Source organism: Pediococcus pentosaceus, from assembly GCF_001437285.1.
In the GTDB taxonomy this organism is placed as follows: Bacteria; Bacillota; Bacilli; order Lactobacillales; family Lactobacillaceae; genus Pediococcus; species Pediococcus pentosaceus.
In genome coordinates this window covers 226,136-251,581 of sequence record NZ_JQBF01000004.1, presented here as the reverse complement: position 1 = coordinate 251,581, position 25,446 = coordinate 226,136, and the positions used below count along the sequence as shown (strand labels likewise).

26 protein-coding genes are annotated in these 25,446 nt (G+C 37.0%); 15 read left to right on the top strand and 11 right to left on the bottom strand.

From position 1 onward, the window contains the following. Positions 1-98 precede the first annotated feature (98 nt). Entirely contained in the window at positions 99-1,538 is a 1,440-nt protein-coding gene (locus IV86_RS06160) for a DHA2 family efflux MFS transporter permease subunit (RefSeq protein WP_056979439.1), read from the top strand. Positions 1,539-1,596: 58 nt separating this feature from the next. Here IV86_RS06160 and IV86_RS06155 read toward each other — a convergent pair whose 3' ends face one another. The 5 genes from IV86_RS06155 to IV86_RS06135 all read right to left on the bottom strand — a co-directional run bounded on the left by IV86_RS06155 (position 1,597) and on the right by IV86_RS06135 (position 6,650). After that, positions 1,597-2,766 (bottom strand): iron-containing alcohol dehydrogenase, encoded by a 1,170-nt coding sequence (locus IV86_RS06155; RefSeq protein WP_002832701.1) that lies wholly within the window; start codon positions 2,764-2,766, stop codon positions 1,597-1,599. 190 nt (positions 2,767-2,956) lie between these two features. Beyond that, positions 2,957-3,715, bottom strand: coding sequence for an ABC transporter ATP-binding protein (locus IV86_RS06150; protein ID WP_002832702.1), 759 nt, complete (start codon positions 3,713-3,715; stop codon positions 2,957-2,959). Position 3,716: 1 nt separating this feature from the next. After that, a complete protein-coding gene (locus IV86_RS06145) occupies positions 3,717-4,628 on the bottom strand; it encodes an ABC transporter permease (RefSeq protein ID WP_002832703.1) in 912 nt (303 codons plus the stop codon). Next, positions 4,625-5,620 carry a tryptophan ABC transporter substrate-binding protein gene (gene trpX / locus IV86_RS06140; protein WP_002832704.1) on the bottom strand — a complete coding sequence of 332 codons (996 nt, stop codon included), beginning with the start codon at positions 5,618-5,620 and terminating at the stop codon, positions 4,625-4,627. Before trpX ends, IV86_RS06145 begins: the two co-directional genes overlap by 4 nt. A gap of 334 nt (positions 5,621-5,954) precedes the next feature. Further along, the gene (locus tag IV86_RS06135; RefSeq protein ID WP_002832705.1) at positions 5,955-6,650 is read right to left on the bottom strand and encodes a GntR family transcriptional regulator; all 696 of its coding nucleotides are present in this window, start codon (positions 6,648-6,650) and stop codon (positions 5,955-5,957) included. 166 nt (positions 6,651-6,816) lie between these two features. Here IV86_RS06135 and IV86_RS06130 point away from each other — a divergent pair, with 166 nt between their 5' ends. The 6 genes from IV86_RS06130 to IV86_RS06105 all read left to right on the top strand — a co-directional run bounded on the left by IV86_RS06130 (position 6,817) and on the right by IV86_RS06105 (position 12,072). Continuing rightward, positions 6,817-7,128, top strand: coding sequence for a PTS sugar transporter subunit IIB (locus tag IV86_RS06130; RefSeq protein WP_002832706.1), 312 nt, complete (start codon positions 6,817-6,819; stop codon positions 7,126-7,128). Positions 7,129-7,207: 79 nt separating this feature from the next. Then, positions 7,208-7,531 (top strand): PTS lactose/cellobiose transporter subunit IIA, encoded by a 324-nt coding sequence (locus IV86_RS06125; RefSeq protein WP_011672977.1) that lies wholly within the window; start codon positions 7,208-7,210, stop codon positions 7,529-7,531. Between the two features lie 15 nt (positions 7,532-7,546). After that, positions 7,547-8,992 carry a 6-phospho-beta-glucosidase gene (locus IV86_RS06120; RefSeq protein WP_036672818.1) on the top strand — a complete coding sequence of 482 codons (1,446 nt, stop codon included), beginning with the start codon at positions 7,547-7,549 and terminating at the stop codon, positions 8,990-8,992. A gap of 42 nt (positions 8,993-9,034) precedes the next feature. Beyond that, positions 9,035-9,790 carry a MurR/RpiR family transcriptional regulator gene (locus tag IV86_RS06115; protein WP_056979438.1) on the top strand — a complete coding sequence of 252 codons (756 nt, stop codon included), beginning with the start codon at positions 9,035-9,037 and terminating at the stop codon, positions 9,788-9,790. Positions 9,791-9,920: 130 nt separating this feature from the next. Further along, positions 9,921-11,261, top strand: coding sequence for an FAD-dependent oxidoreductase (locus tag IV86_RS06110; RefSeq protein ID WP_002832711.1), 1,341 nt, complete (start codon positions 9,921-9,923; stop codon positions 11,259-11,261). 31 nt (positions 11,262-11,292) lie between these two features. Continuing rightward, entirely contained in the window at positions 11,293-12,072 is a 780-nt protein-coding gene (locus IV86_RS06105; protein ID WP_056979441.1) for a (S)-acetoin forming diacetyl reductase, read from the top strand. A 43-nt stretch (positions 12,073-12,115) separates the two neighbouring features. Here the strand turns inward: IV86_RS06105 and IV86_RS06100 are convergent, their stop codons facing one another. Together IV86_RS06100 and IV86_RS06095 are read right to left on the bottom strand one after the other, a co-directional pair. Continuing rightward, positions 12,116-12,700: a uracil-DNA glycosylase family protein gene (locus IV86_RS06100; protein ID WP_080583121.1), complete on the bottom strand. Its 585-nt coding sequence runs from the start codon at positions 12,698-12,700 to the stop codon at positions 12,116-12,118. 124 nt (positions 12,701-12,824) lie between these two features. Then, positions 12,825-13,997: a GNAT family N-acetyltransferase gene (locus IV86_RS06095; RefSeq protein ID WP_002832715.1), complete on the bottom strand. Its 1,173-nt coding sequence runs from the start codon at positions 13,995-13,997 to the stop codon at positions 12,825-12,827. A gap of 142 nt (positions 13,998-14,139) precedes the next feature. On the opposite strand from IV86_RS06095, the gene IV86_RS06090 reads away from it, so the two are divergent. From IV86_RS06090 to glmU, 5 genes are all read left to right on the top strand, one after another. Next, positions 14,140-15,027: a metal ABC transporter solute-binding protein, Zn/Mn family gene (locus IV86_RS06090; protein ID WP_002832716.1), complete on the top strand. Its 888-nt coding sequence runs from the start codon at positions 14,140-14,142 to the stop codon at positions 15,025-15,027. Continuing rightward, a complete protein-coding gene (locus tag IV86_RS06085; protein ID WP_002832718.1) occupies positions 15,027-15,707 on the top strand; it encodes a metal ABC transporter ATP-binding protein in 681 nt (226 codons plus the stop codon). The genes IV86_RS06090 and IV86_RS06085 overlap by 1 nt, the downstream gene beginning before the upstream one ends. Continuing rightward, the gene (locus tag IV86_RS06080) at positions 15,700-16,488 is read left to right on the top strand and encodes a metal ABC transporter permease (RefSeq protein ID WP_002832719.1); all 789 of its coding nucleotides are present in this window, start codon (positions 15,700-15,702) and stop codon (positions 16,486-16,488) included. The genes IV86_RS06085 and IV86_RS06080 overlap by 8 nt, the downstream gene beginning before the upstream one ends. Positions 16,489-16,643: 155 nt before the next feature. Then, positions 16,644-17,480: a pur operon repressor gene (gene purR, locus IV86_RS06075; protein ID WP_002832720.1), complete on the top strand. Its 837-nt coding sequence runs from the start codon at positions 16,644-16,646 to the stop codon at positions 17,478-17,480. A gap of 5 nt (positions 17,481-17,485) precedes the next feature. After that, on the top strand, positions 17,486-18,889 hold the full coding sequence (glmU, locus tag IV86_RS06070) for a bifunctional UDP-N-acetylglucosamine diphosphorylase/glucosamine-1-phosphate N-acetyltransferase GlmU (protein ID WP_002832721.1): 1,404 nt from the start codon (positions 17,486-17,488) through the stop codon (positions 18,887-18,889). A gap of 104 nt (positions 18,890-18,993) precedes the next feature. Here glmU and IV86_RS06065 read toward each other — a convergent pair whose 3' ends face one another. After that, positions 18,994-19,566, bottom strand: coding sequence for an LOG family protein (locus IV86_RS06065; RefSeq protein ID WP_056979437.1), 573 nt, complete (start codon positions 19,564-19,566; stop codon positions 18,994-18,996). Positions 19,567-19,922: 356 nt separating this feature from the next. Between IV86_RS06065 and IV86_RS06060 the strand changes: the two genes are divergently transcribed. After that, positions 19,923-20,903 carry a ribose-phosphate diphosphokinase gene (locus IV86_RS06060; protein WP_002832723.1) on the top strand — a complete coding sequence of 327 codons (981 nt, stop codon included), beginning with the start codon at positions 19,923-19,925 and terminating at the stop codon, positions 20,901-20,903. Positions 20,904-21,127: 224 nt separating this feature from the next. Beyond that, positions 21,128-22,189 carry a zinc ribbon domain-containing protein gene (locus IV86_RS06055; RefSeq protein WP_002832724.1) on the top strand — a complete coding sequence of 354 codons (1,062 nt, stop codon included), beginning with the start codon at positions 21,128-21,130 and terminating at the stop codon, positions 22,187-22,189. 763 nt (positions 22,190-22,952) lie between these two features. Here IV86_RS06055 and IV86_RS06050 read toward each other — a convergent pair. Further along, a complete protein-coding gene (locus tag IV86_RS06050) occupies positions 22,953-23,291 on the bottom strand; it encodes a hypothetical protein (protein ID WP_002832725.1) in 339 nt (112 codons plus the stop codon). Positions 23,292-23,362: 71 nt separating this feature from the next. Further along, the gene (locus IV86_RS06045) at positions 23,363-23,782 is read right to left on the bottom strand and encodes a hypothetical protein (protein WP_002832726.1); all 420 of its coding nucleotides are present in this window, start codon (positions 23,780-23,782) and stop codon (positions 23,363-23,365) included. 159 nt (positions 23,783-23,941) lie between these two features. Between IV86_RS06045 and IV86_RS06040 the strand changes: the two genes are divergently transcribed. Beyond that, on the top strand, positions 23,942-24,592 hold the full coding sequence (locus tag IV86_RS06040) for an MIP/aquaporin family protein (protein WP_002832728.1): 651 nt from the start codon (positions 23,942-23,944) through the stop codon (positions 24,590-24,592). 63 nt (positions 24,593-24,655) lie between these two features. Here the strand turns inward: IV86_RS06040 and IV86_RS06035 are convergent, their stop codons facing one another. Further along, on the bottom strand, positions 24,656-25,408 hold the full coding sequence (locus IV86_RS06035; RefSeq protein ID WP_029257716.1) for a potassium channel family protein: 753 nt from the start codon (positions 25,406-25,408) through the stop codon (positions 24,656-24,658). Between the last annotated feature and the right edge of the window lie 38 nt (positions 25,409-25,446).

The window sequence follows — 25,446 nt, the reverse complement described above, 5'->3', positions numbered from 1 at the left end:
ACGGCCTCTTTTTATTTTTCTCAAAAAAATACTTACGAAAATTTTTTCTTTTTGCTATAGTGAACAAGCTATGTTTTTGAAGAAAGAGGTATTTTTTAATGAATAATGAAGAAAAAAGCAACGGCATGATGCAAGCGCGAGTACCAGTTGAACATCCAATGTTGGTAATGGCGAGCATGTTGATTGGGGCCTTCGTGGGAATGTTTAGTGAGACATCTTTAAACATCGCTTTACCACAATTAATGGATAATTTACATGTGACGACGGGTACTATCCAATGGTTAGTTACGGGATACATGCTTGTGATTGGTGTGGTATTGCCCTTTTCTAGTTTAATATCAAAATGGTTTACAACTAGACAGATTATTATTTTTGGTTTATTAGCGTTTATTGTAGGTTCTGTTATTTCAGCTCTATCATCAACCTTTGCATTATTACTGGTTGGTCGAATGATTCAAGGAATCGCTACTGGTTTAATTTTACCTATGATGTTTACCGTAGCCATGTTAGTATTTCCACCTTATAAATTAGGTGCTACAATGGGCATGTGTGCTTTGGTAATTATGTTTGCTCCAGCCATTGGACCGACATTGACAGGTATTATTTTAGCTAAGTTATCATGGAACTGGATTTTTTGGATGTTCGTTCCTTTCTTAGCAATTGCTTTGTTACTAGCTATTTTTGGATTAAAAGATGTTGGTGAACTTACTAAACCTAAAGTTGATGTAATTTCATTGATTGAATCAATTATCGGCTTTGCTAGTATAGTAACTGGTGTTAGTTTTGCTAGTGAAAAAGGCTGGGGTTCGCCAATCGTATTAGGTATCTTAGCACTTGGAATTATCGTTTTGGCATTTTATGTCAAACGTCAACTTTCGCTTGCTGAACCTGTCCTAAATTTAAAGATTTTTGCCATTCCTGCATTTAGAACTGGTGCAATCTTAGTTATGCTTGATTTTGGTATTATTTTATCAGCAATGTACTTATTACCAATGTACATTCAAAAAGGTTTATTATTACCAGTTGCACTAACTGGAATTATCATGCTTCCTGGTGGTGTAATTAATGCCGCTGTTTCAGCGGTTGCAGGACGTTTATACGACAAGATCGGTGCCAAAGCACCAATTCGTATTGGACTAGTGGTTGCATTAATTGGTGCAATTATGTTGGTATGTACTACGGTAAATACTTCAATTGCTTATTTAATTATTGCTCATGTTATTTTGATGATTGGTTGTCCTTTGGCAATGTCACCAGCTCAAACATATGCTTTAAATTCGCTTGAAGGTCCCCAATCTGGTGACGGTAGTACGATCATGAATACCATGCAACAAATCGTTGGTGCGATTGCAACTGCTTTAGCAACAAGTTTATTAGGAATCGGACAAGTAGCTTATCAGAATCATTTTGGTAAAGGTCATTTGAATGCTGCCTTCACTAATGGTACACACTATGGTTTCTACTTTACGATTGCATTAATTATCGTAGGATTAATTCTTTCCTTTAGTGTTAAAAGTAATAAAAAAGTTGCCAAATAAAAAAGATGAACGAGAATTCTGAATCAGAAATCTCAGTTCATCTTTTTTTGTTGAGTAATTATTTTGCGTCGTAAGCTTGTTGGAAAAGTTCCACAATTTGTTGCTTAGTAGCTTTGCGTGGGTTGGAGAAGGCATTACCATCCTTCAAAGCATTTTCAGCCATTAGTTCGAAATCTTTAGGATCAGCACCCAAATCTTTGATACTTCTTGGAATACCAACATCGTCGTTAAGTTGTTGCATAGCATCAATAGCTTTATCAGCGGCAGCTCTAATGGAAAGGCCGTCGATATTTTCACCCATGGCGACAGCTAAGTCTGCGAAACGATCAGGGCAAGCAACTAAGTTGAAGCGTTCTACAATTGGTAATAGGATAGCACAGCAAACTCCATGAGGAGCGTCGTATTGTCCACCTAATTGATGGGCCATAGCATGTACGTAACCAAGATCGGCATTATTGAAAGCCATCCCTCCCAACATTTCAGCTTCTACCATCTTAGTTCTAGCTTCTAGGTTTTCACCGTTAGATACAGCTTCACGAAGGCTTTCTTCCACTAACTTGATAGCTTGGAGACATTGGCCATCAGTAATATCGTTGCGGTTAGTAGAAACGTAAGGTTCAATGGCTTGGACAAATGTGTCCATCCCAGTTGCAGCAGTTAGAGCAGGTGGAACCCCAAGCATTAATTTTGGATCATTAAATGATACGAGGGGAACATTACGCCACGAAACCACTACGAACTTAAGATGCGTTTCTTCGTTGGTAATAACGCAGTGACGAGTTAATTCTGAAGCAGTTCCTGCAGTAGTATTAACCGCGATCAATGGTGGAAGTGCATTTTCGAGCGTTTCGATTCCAGCAAGTTTGGTGATATCGTCGCCATTCGTCAAAATAATACCAGTACCTTTTCCAGCATCATGAGCTGAACCACCACCAATAGTGATAATTCCATCACAGTCATTATCCAAATAAACTTGTTTTGCTTCTTGGATATTTCTAACTTTAGGATTAGGCTCTACTCCGTTGTAAATAACGTAATCGACACTAGCTTGATCAAGTGAACGAAGGGTTTGTTCAACGGGTCCATTTTCCATTTTTTCCAAAAATTTATCAGTAACGATCAATACTTTAGACATATTGACCATCTTAGCGCGGTCACCAATCTTTGCAATAACTCCAGAGCCAAAGAAGTTGACACTAGGCATAAGGAAATCAAAATTTTCTTTCATTTTAAACGCCTTCTTCTTATGTATTTTCTTACTTACGAGCTAATATTAACACGTAATGTATCCGTTTACAATCGTTGATATAATCGCAAGTTAAACGTTTTTATAGGGTTGAAAATAACTCCTATAAAGCATATACAATATGAACAAAAAAGCAAACAAACTCCTATGGAATTTGTTTGCTTAGTTAATATTAATAAATCATTAATTCATCAATATTAGTATTAGCTTTTGTAACGGCATCTAAGTCTTGAGTAATTCGTCCGTCTTTCATTACTAGTAATCGATTGCCATAGGTTACAGCATCAGAAAGTTGATGAGTAATCATGAGGGCAGTTAATTCGTCTTCAGTAACTCGAGTTTGCGTTGCTTCCATTAACTCGGCACTAGTCTTGGGATCTAGGGCAGCAGTATGTTCATCTAATAGTAAAATAGCTGGTTTCTTAATGGTAGCCATCAAGAAACTTAAGGCCTGTCGTTGACCACCAGATAGGTTGCCAGTAGGTGTTTTAAGACGTTCGCTTAAGCGATTGGGCATCGTTGCAGTAATCTGCTTAAACTCAGCGAGATGCTGCTTTAAACGGCGCAATTTAAGGTTTCGGCGGCTGCCTCGTTTAGTAGCAAGTAAAAGATTTTCGGCTACCGTCATGCGAGGGGCAGTGCCAAGTTTTGGATCTTGAAAAACGCGACTAATAAATTTAGTTCTTTTTTCTTCAGACATATTAGAAATATCGTGACCATTTACCAAAATCTGTCCTTCATCGATGGGTTGATTACCGGCAATGACATTGAATAAAGTAGACTTTCCGGCACCGTTGGAACCCAAAAGGGTGATGAAGTCGTTCTTATAGACTTTTAGATTAATGTTTTTCAAAATTTGAATTTCTTCAGTCGTGTGGCGATTAACATAGACTGAAACATTTTTAAGTTCTAAAATAACAGGTCGTTCCATTTTAATCACGCTCCTTAGTTGGCATGGCTACCCCATGTTTTAAAATTCGGTCAAAATGAAATTTTTTCCGTAACGTTGGTAGCATTAAGCAGAGCGCTAAGACCAACGATGAGATAAGGTTTAAATCGTTAGTATTGAATCCAGCCTTGAGTACCAGTAGGAGGACGAAACGATAAATAATACTTCCACATACTACGGCTACTAAACGTTGATTCATGGTTAATTCGCCAAAAACTACTTCTCCAATAATAATGGAAGCCAAGCCAATTACGATAATTCCAATCCCCATATTAACATCTGCGTATCCATCACTTTGAGCGATGAGTGCACCAGATACTGCAATCATACCGTTTGAAACCATAAGTCCCATATTTTTCATTTGATCGGTATTGATCCCTAAGGATTTCGCCATTTTTTCATTATCACCTGTGGCAATAAAAGCTTGCCCAAGATTAGTTTGTAAAAAGATGGCCAGTATAGCTACAACAATGGTAATAATGATCAGTCCAAGGACTACGCTATCAAAAAATTTAGGTAGTGACGCAAAGAATTGCCCACTGAATAAGGTTTGTTTTCCTAGGAGTGAAACGTTAGAAGTTCCCATAATCCGCAAATTAATGGAGTAACAAGCCGTCATAACTAAAATGCCGGCTAATAGGATTGGAATACGGCCTTTGGTGTAAAGGAGGCCAGTAATTAGCCCAGCAAGCATACCAGCTAGAAAAGCAAGTAATGTCGCGATCAGTGGATTGAGTCCGTTAGTGATGGCAGTAACGCTAACGGCTGCGCCAAGTGGAAAAGTTCCTTCAACCGTCATATCAGGAAAATCTAAAATTCTAAAGGTGAGAAATAGTCCTACCCCTAGAAGGCCCCAGAGTAGCCCTTGTCCAATAGAAGATGTGATTAAGTTCATTTGATTAATTCCCCTTTCTTTTGTGCTTCTTGCATTAAATCTTTAGGAATCTTGATACCTAGTTTTTGAGCTTGTTTAAGGTTAATAGTTAAATCACCATGCTTGATAAATTCAATGGGTGTCTGACTAATTTTTTCGCCGTTTAAGACGCGAGCAGCCATTTTACCAGTAAGGACTCCGAGTTGATATTGATTAACACTGTAGGTGGCAATTCCACCATCTTTAACCATAGAATCAACGGTTGGAAAGATGGGGACGTTGGCAGCATTAGCATTCTTAACGAGGGTTGACATAGCACCGGCAATCGTATTATCAGTAGGAACGAAGACAGCATCAACATTTTGAACCATATTTTGCGAAACTTGGTTTAAGTCATTCGAGTTTGAAATCGAATAAGCTTTAAGTTTAATTCCAGTCTTAGATACCAACTGTTTGAATTTTTTAAATTGAGTAATTGCAGAATTATCACTAGATGTGTAGATAATTCCTAATGTTTTTAAATTTGGCATTAATTTTTGGATTAATTCTAATTGTTCTTCTAGTGGTGCTTGATCGGAAACTCCCGTGATGTTTTTTTCAGGGTGCTTTAAATTTTGTACCAAGGAAGCACTTCGTGGATCGGTAACTCCACTCATTAAAATGGGGGTAGTCGAAGTTGTATTAGCCAAGGAAATTGAGGCGGGAGTGGTAATCCCGATTGATAAATCAACTCCTTCATTTTCGAATTTTTCACTCATCGTCTTCAAGTTGCTTTGATTACCTTGAGCATTTTGATAATCAACTTTGAGATTTTTTCCGACTGTATAACCGGACTCTTTTAGACCAGCATAAACTCCCTTTTGAATTTGTTTTAACGCTGGCTGATCCATATATTGTAATAAACCAATGCGTTTAGTCTCATTTCGATGGTTCGAGGTATGCTTTTGTTCAGCAACAAATGCATATCCTAAAAAAATAAAAATAATGGCGATAAAGCTAAGCATTCTCTTCATAACAAGTTCCACTCCTCTAAATTTATAATAAAAAAAGGCAAGCCCATGGGGTTTGCCTAAAAAAAGCCCACATGGATGTGTATAAAATCCATGCGGGCTTGTTGTTATCGTTTGTTCATCACAAATGAGCCGGCACAGATACGATCTGTCATTCAGGTCGTATCTTGCCTAGACAAAATTACAACCTAATTACCGGCTTTGCCAACCATTATTTACATGTGTTGAATGTAAAAGACTCATTTGTATTACCAACTTTCGAATTAATCTTCCATGAGTATATCTAAAATACTTTTCGTTTGTCAACTAAAAATTTAATTTAAAATAATCCGTTGGTTTAGCTTTGATTAGAAGCGTGGAAATAAAATCGAATTTTGCGGTCTAAATAATAAGTTTTAGAGAAATTAAACAACACATTATTTTTACGATAATGTGATTGATATAAAACAATATATTTATCGCCTTGAGGGAGCCCAGTAATGAAAGCAGCTTCCGAAGTGAAAGATTCAATTCCAACGTATTGGTCGCTAGTATCGACGGATACACCATACTCATTTCTAATGAATTCTAATAAGGAATCATGCGCAGCTTCGATTGGTAAAAAGGGGACCTCTTCGCGTTCGTAATAAGCATATTCAAGGGTATATGCTTGACGATTACGAAAACGATAACGAATTACTCGATACAAATCATCGCCGACTAAGCACCCAAATTCAGCTGCAAGAGCTTCATCAGCTACCACCCGATCGAAAGTGATAACGCGTGAGGTTAGTTTGAGATGATTAAAGCCTTCTGAAACTCCCATGGTTAGGTTAATGGTTTGATCAGCTCGTGGTCCAAAATCGTTGATATAGTAGCCACTACCTTGAACGCGGCGAACGAGTCCCTTTTGACTAAGAATATCGACTGCTTTGCGGATGGTATTACGACTAACATCATATTCTTGCATCAATTCGTATTCAGTTGGTAATTTTTCTTCAAATAGGTGATGTTTAATTTTGTCAATGAGATCATTTGCGATATTCGTATACAACGATGAACGCCTTCTTTCCTTATCAGTAACGCTAATTGATAACTTTTTAACGAATTTGAATTATTGGTACTTGTAAAATTTGTACCTACGTTTTATAATTCAATTGTATCGTAAGCGGTTTCATAGTCAACCGCCAAATTAAATAAAATTACAGGAGTGACTCATTATGGCTGAAAAAACAATTATGTTAGTATGTGCTGCAGGTATGTCAACGAGTTTATTAGTTTCAAAAATGCAAAAAGCTGCTGAAGCTGAAGGTGTAGATGCAGAAATCTTCGCAACAGCTGCATCAGATGCAGATAATAAATTGGCTGAAAAGAATCCTGATATTTTAATGCTTGGACCTCAAGTTCGTTACCTTGAAGGTAATTTCAAAGAAAAATTAGATATTCCAGTAGAAGTAATTAACATGCAAGATTACGGCATGATGAATGGTGAAAAAGTATTGAAGGAAGCTCTAACATCAATGGGTGTATAGGTTTAATTGGGCTTTGAATTAAAAGCGCTTTCGTTTTTTGAGGCGCTTTTTTATATAAATAAATTTAAGGAGCATAACAATGGGCGAACAAGAACAAAATCTAGAAGTGATCATGGGACTAATTATTAATGGTGGGAACGCAAAGAGCTCTGCATTTGAAGCTATCAACGCTGCTAAAGCAGGAGACTTTGAAAAAGCAGATGAAAAATTAAAAGAATCTGATGGTTTTTTGACTGAAGCTCATAACGTCCAAACCGGGATGTTAACTGAAGAAGCTAAGGGAAACCATGCTAAAGTTTCACTACTAACGGTTCATTCACAAGACCACATCATGAATGCCATTACTTTTAGAGATCTAGCTGGAGAAATTGTTGATTTATATAAAAAAATGGCCGAAAAATAAAGTGAGGTTTTAATCATGACTGAAAAGCATTATAAGATGCCGGAAAATTTCTTGTGGGGCGGTGCAGTAGCCGCTCATCAATTTGAAGGCGGATGGCAAGAAGGCGGTAAGGGAGTTAGCATTGCAGACGTGATGACCGCTGGAAACAAAGATACTGCTCGAAAAGTAACGGACGGTATTAAAGATGGAGAAGTTTACCCAAATCACTGGGGGATTGATTTTTATCATCGTTATCCTGAAGATATTAAACTTTTTAACGAAATGGGTTTCAAATGCTTCCGTACCTCGATTGCATGGACTAGAATTTTTCCTAATGGAGATGAAACCGAACCTAACGAAGCTGGTTTAAAGTTCTATGATGATATGTTTGATGAACTGTTAAAATACAATATTCAACCCATCATTACTTTGTCACACTTCGAAATGCCATATCATTTAGTAAAAGAATATGGTGGTTGGACTAATCGTAAATTGATTGACTTTTTCGTACGTTTTGCCGAAACAGTGATGAAACGCTATAAGGGAAAAGTTAAGTACTGGATGACCTTCAACGAGATTAATAATCAAACTGATTGGAGTAATCCTCATCATTTACTTCAAGATTCAGCCATTAAGGTTAAAGCTGGAACACCAGGAATGGAAGAAATGATGTATCAAGCTGCTCATAACGAAATGGTTGCAAGTGCTAAAGTAGTTGAACTAGGCCATCAAATTGATTCGGAATATCAAATTGGTGCAATGATTGCAATGTGTCCAATTTATCCACTAACTGCTAAGCCAGAAGACATCATGATGGCTGAACGTGCTATGCAAACGCGTTACTACTTTGGAGACGTTCAAGCTAATGGTGAATATCCTAATTGGCTTCCTAAATATTGGGAACGCCAAAACATCCATGTCGAAATTAGTGATGATGACCGAGAAATTTTGAAAAAGGGTGCAGTTGATTATATTGGATTTAGTTACTATATGTCATTTACAACTAAATCTACGGATGAAAATACCGACTATGCTTATAAAGAAGCACGTGATTTAGTCGACAATCCTTATGTTCAAAAATCAGATTGGGGCTGGCAGATTGATCCTGTTGGTCTACGTTATTCGATGAATTGGATGCAAGATCGTTGGCACAAACCTCAATTTATTGTGGAAAATGGTTTTGGAGCATACGACCAAAAAGAAGCCGATGGCGCTGTCCATGATGATTACCGCATCAAGTATTTCCACGATCATATTTTAGAGATGGAAAAAGCAGTTGCCTTAGATGGGGTCAACTTAATTGGTTATACTCCATGGGGATGCATCGATTTAATTTCAGCAAGTACTGGAGAAATGGCTAAACGTTATGGATTTATCTATGTTGATCAAGATGACCAAGGTAATGGTAGTCTAGAACGTTCGAAGAAGGATTCATTTGATTGGTACAAACAAGTAATTGCATCTAATGGTGAAGATTTATAGTAAGTTGTTTAAGAATAATCAAGTTTTAAAGAGGTGATGTTGATGTTTAGTTATGAAAAAGTTCAAACGTTGAATCAATTGGAATTGTTTGTGTATAAATACGTAACTAGTCATCTAGAAGAGTGTAAAACCATGACTATTCGAGATTTATCCACGCAGAGTCACGTATCTTCTACGACCATTTTAAGATTTTTGAAGAAAATGGGATTTGAGGGTTTTTCTGATTTTAAGTATGTTTTACGCCATCGAAATGATCAAACTCCTGCTAGTGAATTGAGCCAAGACTTAGGTCCAATAGGTCAATTTCTAAAACAGACTGCTACAACAGAATATACCGAAAAAATGGAAGAAGTTGCTCGCGTGGTTGCACAATCCAACACCCGTTTGTGCTTTGGAATGGGATCAAGTGGTAGTATGGCACAATATGGAGCACGAATTTTATCGAATTATGGGATGCTCACATTGGCCATTACCGATCCTTTCCAACCTCAACCCATCTCGGAACGCGACTATTCTAAAACATTGATTATTTTACTATCAGTCTCTGGCGAAACTGAAGGTGTTTTAACGCAGGCTAATTATTATCGCCAAAATGGGGCAAAAATTGTAGCAATTACTGCTAATAGTGCTTCAACGTTGGCGCAGATTGCGGACTATAGTTTAACTTATGATATTCCCGAAAATAAAGTAGGATCGTTGAATTTTACATCGCAAATCCCAGTTGTCTACCTGCTAGAGCAACTTGGTGAAAAAACTAGTAAATTAGTTTATCATCCTGAAATCAGTCATGAAATTTAAACTAATGAAACGATAATCGGTACTTGACGATTATTGTTTCATTTTTTTGTTCTAAAGGACCAGAGTTAAGTTGACAAAGCAATGAAAGCGCTTAATAATTAGATATAGACAAATAGGAGGTTAGTTAATTATGAAAATAGCAATTGTAGGTTGTACACATGCAGGTACCTTCTCAGCGCAACAAATTTTAACTGAGCACCCCGATTATGAAGTAACGGTATACGAACGTAATAATAATTTGTCATTTTTATCTTGTGGAATCGCCCTTTGGGTAGGTAACCACGTTTCAGATCCTAATAAAATGTTCTATTCATCACCGGAAGCCCTAACTAAGTTGGGTGCTACTATGAATATGGAACATGATGTACTTAGTATCGACCCCGATAATAAAACTTTAGAAGTAAAAGATTTAAAAACCGGTGAAATTAAAACAGATACTTACGATAAATTGGTGGTAACTACTGGTTCAGCACCTATTATTCCTCCGATTGATGGAATCGATAATAAACGAGTTAAACTTTGCAAAAATTGGGCTCATGCTGCGGAATTAAAACGAATTGATGATGACATTAACTCAGTAATTGTAATTGGTGCAGGTTATATTGGAGCGGAACTTGCTGAACAATATGCCTTGACTGGCCGCGAAGTAACCTTGATTGATGGATTACCAAGTGTTTTAGCTAAGAATTTTGATCCTGAAATCTCTGATCGAGTAGCTAAAGATTACACTGATCACGGAGTTAAATTGGCCATGAACGAAATGGTTCAAGGATTTAGTGGTGATGATCAGATTACTGTAAAAACCGATAAAGGCAGTTACACGGCCGACTATGCTGTACTTTGCGTTGGTTTCCGCCCACATACAGAATTATTGAAGGGCAAAGTGGATATGTTGAAGAACGGAGCAATTATTACTAATGAATACATGCAAACTTCGAACCCTGATATTTTTGCAGCAGGAGATTCATCCGTTGTTCATTACAATCCAACTGGAAAAGATGATTACATTCCATTAGCAACTAATGCAGTTCGTCAAGGAATTTTGATTGGACATAACATTGAAAAACCAACGATGAAATATCTTGGTACACAAGCAAGCTCGGCAGTAGCACTCTTTGGTAAGACGATGGCAAGTTCAGGATTAACTGTTGGTGCAGCTAAAGCACGGGGTGTAGAAGTAGACTCTGTAACCTTAGAACAAGACTATCGTCCCGAATTTATGCTTTCAACGACCCCAATCCTAATGCGGTTAGTTTGGGACCCAGAAACACGAGTGGTTCTAGGTGGATCATTCTATAGCGAATATGACTGTGCTCAATCAGCTAATGTAATTTCATTAGCTATTCAAAATAAGATGACGATTGATGACTTATCCATGGTTGATATGTTCTTCCAACCTAACTACGACCAACCGTTAAATTATATTAATGCGTTAGCAATGACGGCGGTGGCCCAAGCGGATGCAAAATAAATAATAAAATAGTTCAAAGAGGCGAAGGATGATGGCAAACAAAACCAAAGTTGCATTAGTAACGGGAGCAGGACAAGGAATTGGGGCAGCAATTGCGACCCGATTGGCTAACGATGGATTTGCGGTGGCAGTGGCAGATATGAATACTGAAACTGCTAACAAAGTTGCTGAAAAAATTAATAGCAATGGTGGAAGGACTCTTCCAATCGTGGTTAATGTAGCAGAACGTGATAATGTATTTGAAGCCGTTAGGACTACGATTCAGGAACTAGGTGGACTTGATGTGTTGGTCAATAATGCCGGCCTAGGACCTACCACACCAATTGATACAATTACACCAGAACAATTTGATAAAGTTTATCACGTTAATGTAGGTGGAGTACTTTGGGGAATTCAAGCAGCAACGGAAGCATTTAAGAAATTAGGACATGGTGGAAAAATCATCAATGCGACTTCTCAAGCCGGAGTTGTTGGAAACCCTAATTTGGCCCTTTACTCAGGGACTAAGTTTGCTGTCCGAGGAATTACTCAAGTAGCAGCACGTGATTTGGCGGATTTTGGTATTACAGTTAATGCTTATGCACCGGGAATTGTACGAACTCCGATGATGATGGATATCGCACATGAAGTTGGACAAAATGCTGGTAAAGATGACGAATGGGGTATGCAACAGTTTGCTAAAGACATTACCTTAAAACGTTTGTCAGAACCAGAAGATGTGGCAGCTGCAGTATCATTCTTAGCAGGACCAGATTCAAATTATGTAACTGGACAAACAATTATTGTAGATGGTGGAATGCAATTTCATTAAAATAAAAAAACTTTTGAAACAGGGGAACTGTTTCGAAAGTTTTTTATTTTTTAAGGATATTTTGAACGATTTTTTGTAATTCAGGCACAACTTCCTGCTCGAACCAAGGATTTTTAGCCAGCCAAATGTTGTTACGAGGTGAAGGATGCACCAAAGGAAAGTATTCGGGAAGAAAGTTACGATAATTTTGCACCAGATTAGTTGTAGTGGTAGAGCGAGGAACATTTAAATAATGTTTTTGCGCATAGGATCCAATTAACAGAGTAAGCTGGATGTTAGGCATAATATCCAGCATTTTTTGATGCCATTTTTCAGCAACTTCTTTACGAGGCGGAACGTCGCCACTTTTAGCTTTACCAGGATAATAGAAATCCATTGGAATTACCGCAATATCACCAGAATTATAAAAAGTATCCCGTGAAATTCCCATCCAAGCGCGTAAACGATCACCACTTTGGTCGTTCCACATAATTTCTGTATCTTGGACTTTTTTTCCGGGGGCTTGTCCCACAATTAAAATTTTTGCTTGGGGATTAATACTATAAATTGGATGCCATCCTTGGGCGGTATAAATTGCATTTTGAGGATCTTGCATGATTTCTTCGAAAAAAGGCATGTTGTAGTCCATCGTTAATCCTTCCTTTAAAACTATTTACAAATTATGGTAACACTAAATGGCACTGAGATAGTAAAAAACAAACATCGTTAAATATAGATGTTTGTTTTTTTTGAAGTAATAGTTTTAGCAATAATTAGAAATAATCTGCCAAAATAGGTTTCTGAGGTACGGTAATGGCATCTAAGTTTTTTACGTTATCTGATGTCCAACCGGCGATTTTTCCATGTTCTACAAAGGATGCTGCTGAGCGATATCCAAAAAGAATTTTAGTTAATTGTTGGATTGTAATCGCGGTATGGGTATCTAATGGTACGTTTGATTTTTGAACTGAACGTACTTTTCCGTCAAATTCAAAAGTCCAATGTCCATTATTTTCAGAAAGGACATCATCAATAACATCCAGGGTGAACTTAGCTGGAGTTGATGTAGGATACTTTTCTAAGAAGTCTTGCAAATTAACAATTCGGGCCATCATATAAGGCTGGACGGTAGTTGTCACGCTATAAGGTTCGTCAACTAGATCAAAATCGATATCAGCGACAGGGCTTTGATAGATAAAGTTTTCGGCAGTAGTTCCATGCTTGGTGACGAATTTCCAAAGTGCTTGGCGACTTTCGATATCGGTGTTAGCAACTTCGTAAATGATAAATTCGCTAGCGGTACGTTCGTAGATGACATAACCAGTAGGTTGTTGATGTTCAAAAGCTACGGCCAGTTGGCGATTAGCAAATTTTTTAGGTAGATAATCCCACCACCAATCGGCTCGGTTTAAACCTCCCCGTTGAGCTAGTGGAGACTGTTGATAGATTGATTTTAGTAAATCAGTATTTGAACTAAAGTCAAGGCGTTTAACTTGGACGTTTTCGGTATTTTTTGAAATACGTGGTAATTTATCGCTAGCCATAGTGTAGGTAACATGGTCAAAAACTTGTTCATAGCCAAAGCGTCGATAGTAACTGAAAGCAAATGGTGCGAGGTAGGACAAAGTTACCTGGTTGTCATACATATCCTGTAAAGCAGCTTTCATCAATTGGCTCGCGCCCCCTTTACCAGATGCTTCGGGAGCGCTCATCACATCGCTAATACCGTTCATTTTAAAATTGGTTCCAAAAAAATTCGTTTCAAAAGGAATACTTAAAATACTAGTTTCAATTTGACCGTCAACGGAGATTCCATAGGGAATAGCGTGTTGGAAACGACGATTCCAGAAATTGCGACGGTTAGCGCTATCTTGCGCATTAAATGCATATAGATATAGTTGATAAATTTCTTCTTGGTATTGTTGATCGAGAATAAAATTACTCATTACTAGTTCCCCCAAAACGTGATTAATACTATCATTATACCATTTTTGAAAACGTTATCTTAAAATTAGACGTCCCATATTAAAATTTTTTTGTTATAATTGATTATTGTAAATAGTAATTATTACTCTTTAGGAGAAAGAAATGCGAAAAAAAATAATTTGGTTAGTGTCAATGTTATTGTTTAGCACTATTTTTGTTGCGGGATGTGCTGGACCTAAAAGTAAGTCCAGTGGCAAAGTAGAAGTGATTAGTACACTTAACTTTTATGGAGAAGTGGCTAAAAAGGTTGGCGGAAATCGAGTGCAGGTTACCAACATTATTGATAATCCAGCAGTCGATCCCCATGATTTTGAGCCGACAACTAAGACGGCTAAATTAATGACCGACGCGGATATTGTAGTTGAAAATGGAGTAGGAACAGATACTTGGGTTCAAAAAATCACTCCTCAAAAAAAGCAGCTTAAGGTTTTAAATATGGGAAAACTCACGGGTAAAGTTGATGGTGATAACCCACATTTGTGGTATAAATTATCAACAATGAAAACCTTAGCTAACCATTTAGCTAAGGAATTAGGGAAAAAGGATCCAAAACATCAAAAAGAATTCACCGAAAATGCTAAGAAATATGTTGAATCACTTCAACCAATCCAACAAAAGATTGATCAAATTAGAGCAAAAAGTACTGGCAAAAAAGTAGCAGTTACAGAGCCAGTATACGATTACACGCTGGATGAGCTCGGGTATAAAGTTAGTGACCGAGCTTTTGCTTTAGCAATTGAAAATGAAACAGATCCATCGCCTAAAATGGTGGAAAAATTACAAAAAGATGTGAAACAAAAACGGATTGAATTTATTGTAAATAATCAACAAACTGGTAATAAAGTAATCGATGAGCTTCTAAAGCTAGCTAAGAAAAACGATACTCCAATCGTGAACGTCACAGAGACGATGCCGAAGGGAAAAAATTATCAAACGTGGATGCTTTCACAGTTAAACCAAATTAGTAAAATACAAGAGGGTAAAAATTAATGACTGAAACGCTTGTTCAGGTTCAAAAATTAGCAATGGATTTTCCAGGACAAAAATTATTTAATAATTTGAGTTTTGATGTAGATCGTCGTGACTTTCTAAGCATTATCGGCGAAAATGGGGTCGGAAAGACGACTTTGATTCGCGCACTACTGAATCAAGTTAAGCCTACGAGTGGTAGCATCAAATTTCGTAAAGGGACGAAGGTAGGCTATGTGCCTCAATTTAGGAATATTGAACGAGATTATCCCTTATCTATTCGAGATTTCGTAGCCTTAAATTTACAAAACGGAAAAATGCCGTGGCTATCCAAAATGGAACGAACGCAACTCGATGAAATTCTTGAAGAAACTGATTTAGTTGATATTCAAAATACTAGAATTGGGCGAGCTTCGGGTGGACAAAAACAGAAAGCCTATTTGGCACAAGCCTTAGTGGATAATCCAGATTTATTGATTTTAGATGAATCAACAGCTAGTTTAGATACAGTTCGTAAATATGAACTATTTAATTTAGTCCAACACTTTAATCAACAGCATGATTTAACCGTAATTTCCGTTACGCATGATTTTGATTTAATGCAACGCTACTCCAATCGTTATTTGATGCTAAAAGAAGATCACTACGCATTGGGAGAAGTAGCTGATATTAAAAATGAGGAGGACTTGCTAGATGTTTAGTTTTGAGTTTATGCAAAATGCCTACATTGCAGGGACCTTCATTGCCATTATTTGTGGAATTATGGGTGTGTATGTTGTAGGACGTAACATGTCATTTTTATCACACATGTTATCTGAGATTGGTTTTTCTGGAGCTGCTTTTGGTATTTTTATGGGATGGCAAGCCTTATCCGGCATGCTATTATTTACAATCGTTAGTTCGATTTTAATCGGTAAAATGAGTGTACAAGCTTCCAAACGAGAATCTGCAATTTCGGCAGTTTCAAGTTTATTTTTAGGATTAGGAATTTTATTCTTATCGATTTCCAATAAAAATGTTAGCTATGCTACAAATATTTTGTTTGGTAGTGTAATCGGGATTGGGCGAGATGAAGTTAATCAGGTACTGTTGTTAACGATCATTTCATTAGTATTTATTTTATTTTTATACCGGCCCTTAAAATATGATTCCTTTGATCATATCGGAGCTTCAGTCAAGGGAATTCATACTAATTTTGTTTCAATTTTATTTTTAGTTGTATTAGCGCTCAGTGTTAGTACAGCAGCCCAAATTGTGGGCTCATTGCTAATTTTTGTACTGCTAACCTTGCCGGCAGCTGCGGCTAAGATTGTTGCCAAAACGGTAAGTGGAATGATGCTCTTTGCGATTAGCGCCGCTTTAATTGGAGTCTGGTTAGGTTTATATTTAGGCTATGTAACTAATTGGCCAGTCAGCTTCTTTATTGCGCTAATTGAATGTGTAATCTATTTTGGTTCGATGATTATAAAAAAAGATAATTAATTAAAAAGACTGAATCCTAAACGATTCAGTCTTTTTATTATATTTTTGGTCTAAATCCGAACATTATTAATGAACTATGATATTATATTCATTGGTAAGTAAAAAGTAAGTAATTTTTTGCGAATAATACGCAAAAGAAGAGTGGAGTGAAACCAATGAAATTGAAGCGAAGTGAACGATTGATTGATATGACGAACTATTTAATCAATCATCCAAGAACGCTCATAACTTCTGGATTTTTTGTTACAAGATATTCATCCGCTAAATCTTCTATTAGCGAAGATTTATCCATTATGAAATTAACTTTAGAAAAACAACAACTAGGAACCATTGAAATTACTAATGGGGCTGCTGGTGGTATTAAATATCTTCCGGGAATTGGATCAGAGGAGGCTCACAAAGTTGTTGATGAGTTAACTGAACAATTAGCGGATCCGAGTCGTAAACTACCTGGTGGGTATCTTTACATGTCTGATTTGTTAGGCCATCCCAGTACCTTACGGGCCATTGGCCGAATGTTGGCTAGCGAATATATGCGTTCTGATGTTGATGCAGTTATGACTGTGGAAACTAAAGGGATTCCACTAGCTCAAGCGGTTGCGAACTATTTAAATGTTCCATTTATTATTGTGCGTCATGAATCCGTGATTACCGAAGGTTCGACTATTTCAGTTAACTACGTTTCACGTTCATCAGAACGTATCCAAAAAATGGAATTGTCTAAACGTAGTTTACAACGAGGAATGAAAGTTTTAATCGTGGATGATTACATGAAGGGTGGCGGCACGGTTCATGCCATGGTTGATTTACTGAAAGAATTTGAAGCCGAATTAACCGGCATTGCCGTCTTCGCAGAAGGTACATACAAGGGACAACGTGCGATTGAAGACTTTACTTCCTTGTTAAATGTCGATACATCTCAAGATGGACAGGTCCAAATTAAGGCCGGAAATTATTTTGAAAGAAACTTTAAGGATATTGAGGAGCGCTAGTAATAATGGAAAAAAATACAATCATTTTAGCTGCAGGTCAAGGTACTCGAATGAAATCAAAACTATATAAAGTTTTGCATCAAGTTTGTGGAAAAGCCATGGTGGACCATATGCTAACTCAAGTTGAAAAAACGAATATGGATCATATTGTTACCATTGTTGGGCATGGGGCAGAAAAGGTTCGTGAACTTTTAGGTGATCGTACAGAATATGCAATTCAAGAACAACAATTGGGTACGGGACATGCCGTTTTACAAGCTGAAAAAATTTTGGGTGATAAAGATGGAATGACCATGATCGTTAGTGGTGATACACCTTTATTTACAGCTAAAACTTTTGAAAATCTTTTTGAATATCACCGTCAAAAAGGAGCGGCTGCTACAATTTTAACCGCGCGTACTGAAAATCCATTCTCATATGGACGAATTGTCCGTAATGAGGTTGGCGTTGTTTCTAAAATTGTAGAACAGAAAGATGCTACCACTGAAGAAGCAGAAATTAAGGAAATTAATACCGGTGTATATTGTTTCGATAACCAAAAGCTTTTTGCGGCACTTCATCAAGTGAAAAACGATAATGCCCAAGGTGAATACTATCTTCCAGACGTAATCGGTATCATGAAAGATGCTGGCGAAATTGTTGCTGCTTATGAAATGGCTGATTTCTCAGAATCAATGGGAGTTAACGATCGTTTAGCACTTTCTAAAGCTACTAAGGTTATGCAACGCCGAATTAACGAAGAACATATGGTTAATGGTGTTACAATCATTGACCCCGAAAATACCTACATTGATTATGGAGTAGAAATCGGTCCAGATACCATCATTGAACCGGGTGTTCAAATACAAGGTAATACTAAGATTGGTTCTAGTTCAGTGATTGGAGCGCATTCGAAGATTGTTGATTCAACAATTGGAGATCGTGTAACGGTAACTTCATCACAAATTGAAAGTGCCATCATGCATGATGATAGTAACATTGGTCCACACAGTCATTTACGCCCTCAAGCTGAGATTGGTGAATTTGCACATGTTGGTAACTATTGTGAAGTTAAGAACGCTAAGTTAGGTGCACGGACTAAAATGGGGCATTTGAGTTACGTTGGAGATGCAGATCTTGGTACGGATATTAACATTGGTTGCGGAGTAGTATTTGTTAATTACGATGGTATGAATAAACATCACTCAACAGTTGGAGATTATGCCTTTATTGGAAGTAATTCTAATATTGTTGCTCCAGTTACCATCGCTGATCACAGTTATGTAGCTGCTGGCTCAACCATTACGAACGACGTTAATAAGTTTGAAATGGGTATTGCCCGCGGACGCCAAGTTAATAAAGAAGGCTACTTTAAAAAGCTTCCAGTTTACGATGCGGCATTAAAAGCGGAAGAAGAAAATAATAAATAATAAAAAAGGATTGCTATAGTGATAGTGACCGCTAAGAGTTAGACTAAATTCTAACTTTTAGGGTGGCTATCATGGCAATCCTTTTTTTGGTATTTAAATTTAGATTATGCACTAAGTTCTTGTTTAGTCGATTTACTTTCTGAGGCTGTCAATTCTTCCAGCAAGACTTGGTAATCAGCACTAATCAGTAAATCATCCTTACGTAATGCATCCATGAATTTAGCACCAATAAAATTATTTAATAGTTGAATCAAGTTATCATAAAAACCATTAATATTTAGAATGCCAATTTTTCTTTGAGGGATGATACCAAGCGCCATATTTGATAATAGCTGGCTTAGTTCCTCTAAAGTTCCTAATCCTCCAGGAAGAATTAAAAAGGCATCACCACTGTTAATTAATAGCTCCTTACGCTGAGCCATAGTAGTCGTTTGAATAAAGGACGTGGTATTTTTTCGAGGAAGTTCATCTTCAAATAGCCCCTCAGGATAAATACCGGTCACTTTTCCTCCATTTTCAAGTACGGCTTGACTAATAGCTCCCATCGTTCCAGATGTAGAACCACCATAGACTAGTTCAATCTTTCTTTTGGCAAGTTCATTGCCGATTAATCGAGCTGTTTCACCATAATTTTTTTGGTTCCCAAAACGTGCACCACAAAATACTGTAATTTTCAATTCTATCCCTCCAATAACATCAAGGTACTAATTATAGTGGGTGTCGTATTTAAATGTCAATATATGGTGTTCATTAATGTGTGTAAGAATATTTGAATGAACAAAATTATAATTTGAATGTGTTTTAGTTAAATCAGTTGCTAAGAACAATAAAAGCATAATATTCGTTAACTTAAATCAATAAATATAGTCTGAGTTGACATCGATGGTTGTATTTCCTTTAAAGTAAGCAATTTTATAACACAAAAACGGGGAAACCAACCGTAAGTAACTTGCTTTTAGGGGGCAAAATGAATTATGATATTATATGGAAAAACTGAATAAACTTAATATTTTATAATCTTTTGGAGGCAAACATGTCTGAACATTATTCCGATCCAAAGCTTAAAATTTTTGCTTTGAATTCGAACAAGCCCTTAGCAGAAAAAATTGCTAAGGCAGTTGGTGTAGAACTCGGGAAAACGTCGGTGGACCGATTCCGAGACGGTGAGATTAGAATTAATATTGAAGAGAGTATTCGTGGAGACGAAGTATATATTGTTCAGTCCACATCTGCTCCAGTTAATGATAATTTGATGGAAATGTTGATCATGATTGATGCTCTAAAGCGTGCTAGTGCTAAGACTATCAACATTGTGATTCCTTATTATGGTTATGCTCGCCAAGATCGTAAGGCGCGTTCACGTGAACCAATTACAGCTAAATTAGTTGCAAACATGATTGAACGTGCAGGTGCAACACGCATTATTGCATTGGATCTTCACGCAGCACAAATCCAAGGTTTCTTCGATATTCCTCTAGATCATTTGATGGGTGCCCCACTATTAGCAGACCATTTCATCGAACGTGGTCTTGATCAGGATACTGTAGTTGTATCACCTGATCATGGTGGTGTTACTCGTGCTCGTAAGTTAGCTGAGTTCTTAAAAGCACCAATCGCTATTATTGATAAACGTCGCCCACGCGCCAATGTTGCTGAAGTTATGAATATCATTGGTGAAGTTAAGGGCAAACGTTGTATCATGATTGATGATATGATTGATACAGCTGGAACCATTACACTTGGAGCTCAAGCTTTGATGGATGCTGGAGCTACAGAAGTATACGCAAGTTGTACACATCCTGTTCTTTCAGGTCCAGCTATTGAAAGAATCCAAAATTCTCCAATTAAGGAATTAATTGTAACGGATTCTATCCAACTTCCAGAAGAGAAGAAGATTGACAAAATTACTAGCATTTCGGTTGGTCCATTGATTGGTGAAGCAATTCGCTTGATTCATGAAAACAAGCCTGTTAGTCCGCTATTCAACAACCGTTTTAGTATTGAAAAAGAATAGTTTTAGATATCGCTAATTTTTATTAGTGATTATTAAAAGATCTCGAAATCTATTTTCGAGGTCTTTTTTGGTAGTAAAAGAATTAAATTTTAATAGAAATATTTAAAAAGTATAAAGAATTGCTATTAAATAGCTAAAAATCTATGGTCACTTTGAAGCGGGTGGAAAAATGTTTTAAAGTAGAAAATAAAGAATTTTAACTAGACTTAAATGAGGAATGGATAATGAAATATTGTTTGAATTGTGGCGAAGAGTTGCCTAAGAAAGCCAATTTTTGCCCTAATTGTGGGGTGACGCTTGAAAATGAAGCCAAAAATGAGCCTTCAACATTAACTCGGGCAGAAATGTACAAACAACGCAGTGAAGAAGCGGAAGAAATTGAAGAAGAACCTCAAACTGAAGAAGCTGAAACCAATAGTCACTCACGTACTCAAGCCCATGCCGGTTCTGAGTGGTTGTCACAAATTAAGAATTTTGTTCTTTGGGTGAAACATAATCCGTTAGTTTCACTTTTACCGATTGTGATTGCTCTAGTAGTCTTAATATGGCTCAATAGAATTGTAGGTATTGGTTTATTAGTTCTGATTGTTTTGTGTGGTTATCTCTATGCTTTAAAGGTTGGTCCAGCTGATAATCAAGCGGAATTAAAGTTACGAATGGGAATAAAGAAAGCTAAAAATGGGATTGCTAATTGGATTCAAGGTCTTAAAAACAAAAAAGATCGTAAAGAAGCTGAGGCTAGAAGTGACTCCGATGTAGAAGTAGAAGACTTCGAAGCCCCCGAGGATGTTTTAGAATCAGAAACGATGGTTACTGATCCAGCGACTTCAGCTCAAGCGGAAGTGAAACCCAAACCTAAAAAGGTGGGACATCCACTCCGTAGTAAACTTTTAATCGCTGGTGCGATATTGCTAATCATTTCTACTTATATTGGACCGTTTGCTTCTGCCGTAGTAGCGGGATATAGCACTCCAACTACATTATTGAGCATTCTAAAAACTTTAGGGCAACAAAAGGTATTGCTTGCGTTACTAATAGGCCCCGTATTAATTATTTTAGGTGCGTGGTTTAGATCGCAATGGATTGTTAAAATTGGTAGTTGGGTTAATCTAATTGCTTATGGGTATACTTTCTATATTATTTATAAAAATGAGGCAGAAACGTCAGGATTTCCAGGAATGTTTAATAACGTCCATCTGGGGTGGAGTGGTTATTTAGCAGTAGGAATTACTATTTTAATATTAGCCTTTGGAAGAGGGCGTAAACGAAGAAAAGTGGAACAATAATATTGCAGGAGGCGATTGAGCTTCCTGTTTTTTATTTGAGAGCACAAAAATAGGATTCTAGACTTCTCACACTAGAATCCCTTTATGAGGAAAGATGTCCCAATCTAACGACAATCTCTTTATTGGAAAAATTTACGATCTTTACACCTTCAACTTTACAAAAACGTATTAAATTGTTCAGCCGTCGTGCTTCTAACCTACCTGAGCTTCTGTTGATAACGTCTGCTGTTGTATCGTTCAATCAAACTCTAAATCTGATGAGGTATACACTGTTTCAGGCTAACGGTGAAATAGACGGTCTTGGAGTTTCATTAAGATATTCTTCGAAACGATAGACCTCCATTGAACTAATTTTTTTGATACTAATTAATCTTGTCTTCATTTAGACAACTTACTCATGTCATCGGACACACCTACTTGATTCAATGTTTAAATGACGTAGAAATTTTCGAACATTACACTTCATACATTTAAAGAAGCCGGCTATCGCAACTACCAACGAAACCATCGCGTGTAATCACTTTAAAACATCGATGCTTTTAAACATCAAAACCTTACATCGTACACCCATGATGGAAACGATTTGCAATAGTTACTCTAATTTGCCCCTTCACTAGATTCTGACAGCCTAAGAACCGAGGCACTTGAGAAGTTTTTGTTAGAAAGGAACTTTTCCTTTCCTCACTTAGTATATTAACACCTTCTGTAAGCGCTTGCAACAAATAAGTCAAAAAAAATATAATTTTTTTGAAGGACAATAATCCTAGTCCACCCAGACCTTTACTCCGCGATATAGATTGTAAATAAACATTCCTAAAATCAATAATCCAATGAGACCGACGATTCCAAATAATACTAGGGAAGACCCACTCAAATTAGCAGTAGAAAAGCTTTGCCCAGTTGCTAATAATCCTAAGAAGAAGGCCACTGGAACTAAAATTGTTGGTAATAAATGAAGCCAAAAAGCAGTAATGGAGTTGCGATGAGCTTCAGGGTGATTACTGTTAGAAGTTAAGGCAAATACGACGATGGGAAAGAGAATGGGCATAAAAAAGATACTTAAATATGATAATGAACTTAAGATTTTATTTTCTGTAGTCATATGAAATCTCCTTTGGGTATAAAAAATGCAAGATTGGGGTTGATTAAATTGCCTCAGCTCTTGCATCTAAGTTATTTGTTTTCTTGTCTAGCTTTAGTTTTTGCTCGTAGTTGATCTTTAAGTTTTTCAATGTCTTCAAAGTGTTTTTCTTGCCACTCCTTGAACGAATAACGCGCATCTGTATCAGTATCGCCAATCTTCATACCAGTTTCTAGCCAAAAAATGGCTTCGGATAAACTACCAAAATTACGCATCCAGAGCGTGTGACCGTTTGCTGAGTCTAGTGCCACGTAAGAGCGGAATTTCTTAGTTAAGTAGGTATGCTTACGGATTTTTAAAGCTTTACGTTGACGTGTTAACTTGTAATCAGGAAGAATGTAATGTCCTGGTTTTTCAAGAATAGGCACGTTGTCTTGTCGTTGACTTTTAAATTCTACAAGCATTTCCTTTGCGGTTGGATGGTCGATAATATGTACGTCAAATTTTGCCATGGGAACTCCTCCTGATTACGTTTATATCAATATTTTATCATAAATGTATAGCTAATTGAAAAAGATACGCTCAAGATTAATACATTTTATTTGAGAAAATGGTTAAAGTGGTATACAATTTTCGTACGGGTTTTTGCCTGTGGATAGGAGAGATTATTGATGAAGAAATATGTTTCAGAAATTATTGGTACGTTCGTACTTGTTTTTGTTGGTACTGCCGCTGTTACAATTGGTAAAGCCGACGTTTTAGGAATTGGATTAGCTTTTGGTTTGGCTGTTACGATTATGGCTTACTCTGTTGGTGCAATTTCAGGAGGACACTTTAACCCAGCTGTCACATTAGGTATGTGGATTAATAAGCGAATCAGTGGAGCAGATGCTATTTATTATGTTATTTCACAATTTATTGGTGCTGTGCTAGCTTCAGGAATGGTTAAGTATTTCCTAAGTGCTATGGGAGCTTCAACTAGCAATCTTGGACAAACTGATTTTGCAAAAATCTCAGCATTTCCAGCACTCGTAACTGAAACTTTGGTAACATTCCTATTTGTGCTTGTTATCTTGCTAGTTACAAGTAAAAAGTATGGTAATGCTAACTTCGCTGGTTTAATTATTGGATTAACGCTAGCATTCATGATTATTGCATCATTGAACTTAACTGGCGGTTCATTGAATCCTGCTCGTAGTTTTGGTCCTGCAATCTTAGTTGGTGGTTCAGCTTTATCTCACTACTGGGTTTACGTTGTGGCTCCATTATTAGGTGCTGCAATTGCTGCTTTTGTTGCTAAGGCAATGGGTAGCGAAGAATAATAGCTAATTAAAAAAAATAAGGATTAACGCTGGGCGAATAATTTCGTCTCAAAACGTTAATCCTTATTTTTTTCGCGTATTTTTACGTCGTTCTAGGTTGAGCTGACGCTGGAGATGGTCGATTTTATGATCAAGTTGATCGATTTTTTTGAAAAGCTTGGTCATATCATCTTCCTGCGTATCAGCTTCAGAAGTAAAGAATCCTGTAATTGTACTAGTGAGCAAACCAATGAACCCAACACCACCAATCATTAGAAAGGCGGCAATAAATTTACCAATGTTGGTGGTAGGTGAAATATCACCATAACCAACAGTGGTGGCAGTCGTAATGGCCCACCATAGGGCTGAAGGATATGAAATATGTTCTACCACAGAATAAAGGAGCGAGCTTAAAACTAAAATAATCATACTGACGGTAAAAAGGTTTAAGAAGCCCGAGGTATAGATAAACCGATGAACGGTCTTAGAAAATTTTCCATCTAATCCAAAACGCCATAATAAATGATGGCTGCGAATTAATTTGAAAACTCGACCAATTCGAAAGATAGCAAAAGCCGGATGTAGTGGGATTAACGATAACAAATCAAAAGTATTGTCAAAAAGATAACGATGAGCATTTTTATTTTTAGGCATTCTCGCAAAAAAATCGACCGCATAAATGATTAAAAATACATGCATTAGATTTAAAATGGTCGTATTTTTCAGACTAATACTCTTAGAAAAAAACGAAGCGGCAACGATTAGGAATGAAATAAAAGCAATCATAGCCAAACAACTATCATATAAAATTTGGAATCTGGTTCTATGTTTTATCATATTAACGTCCTCTGAATTAATAGAATTATTTTAACGCA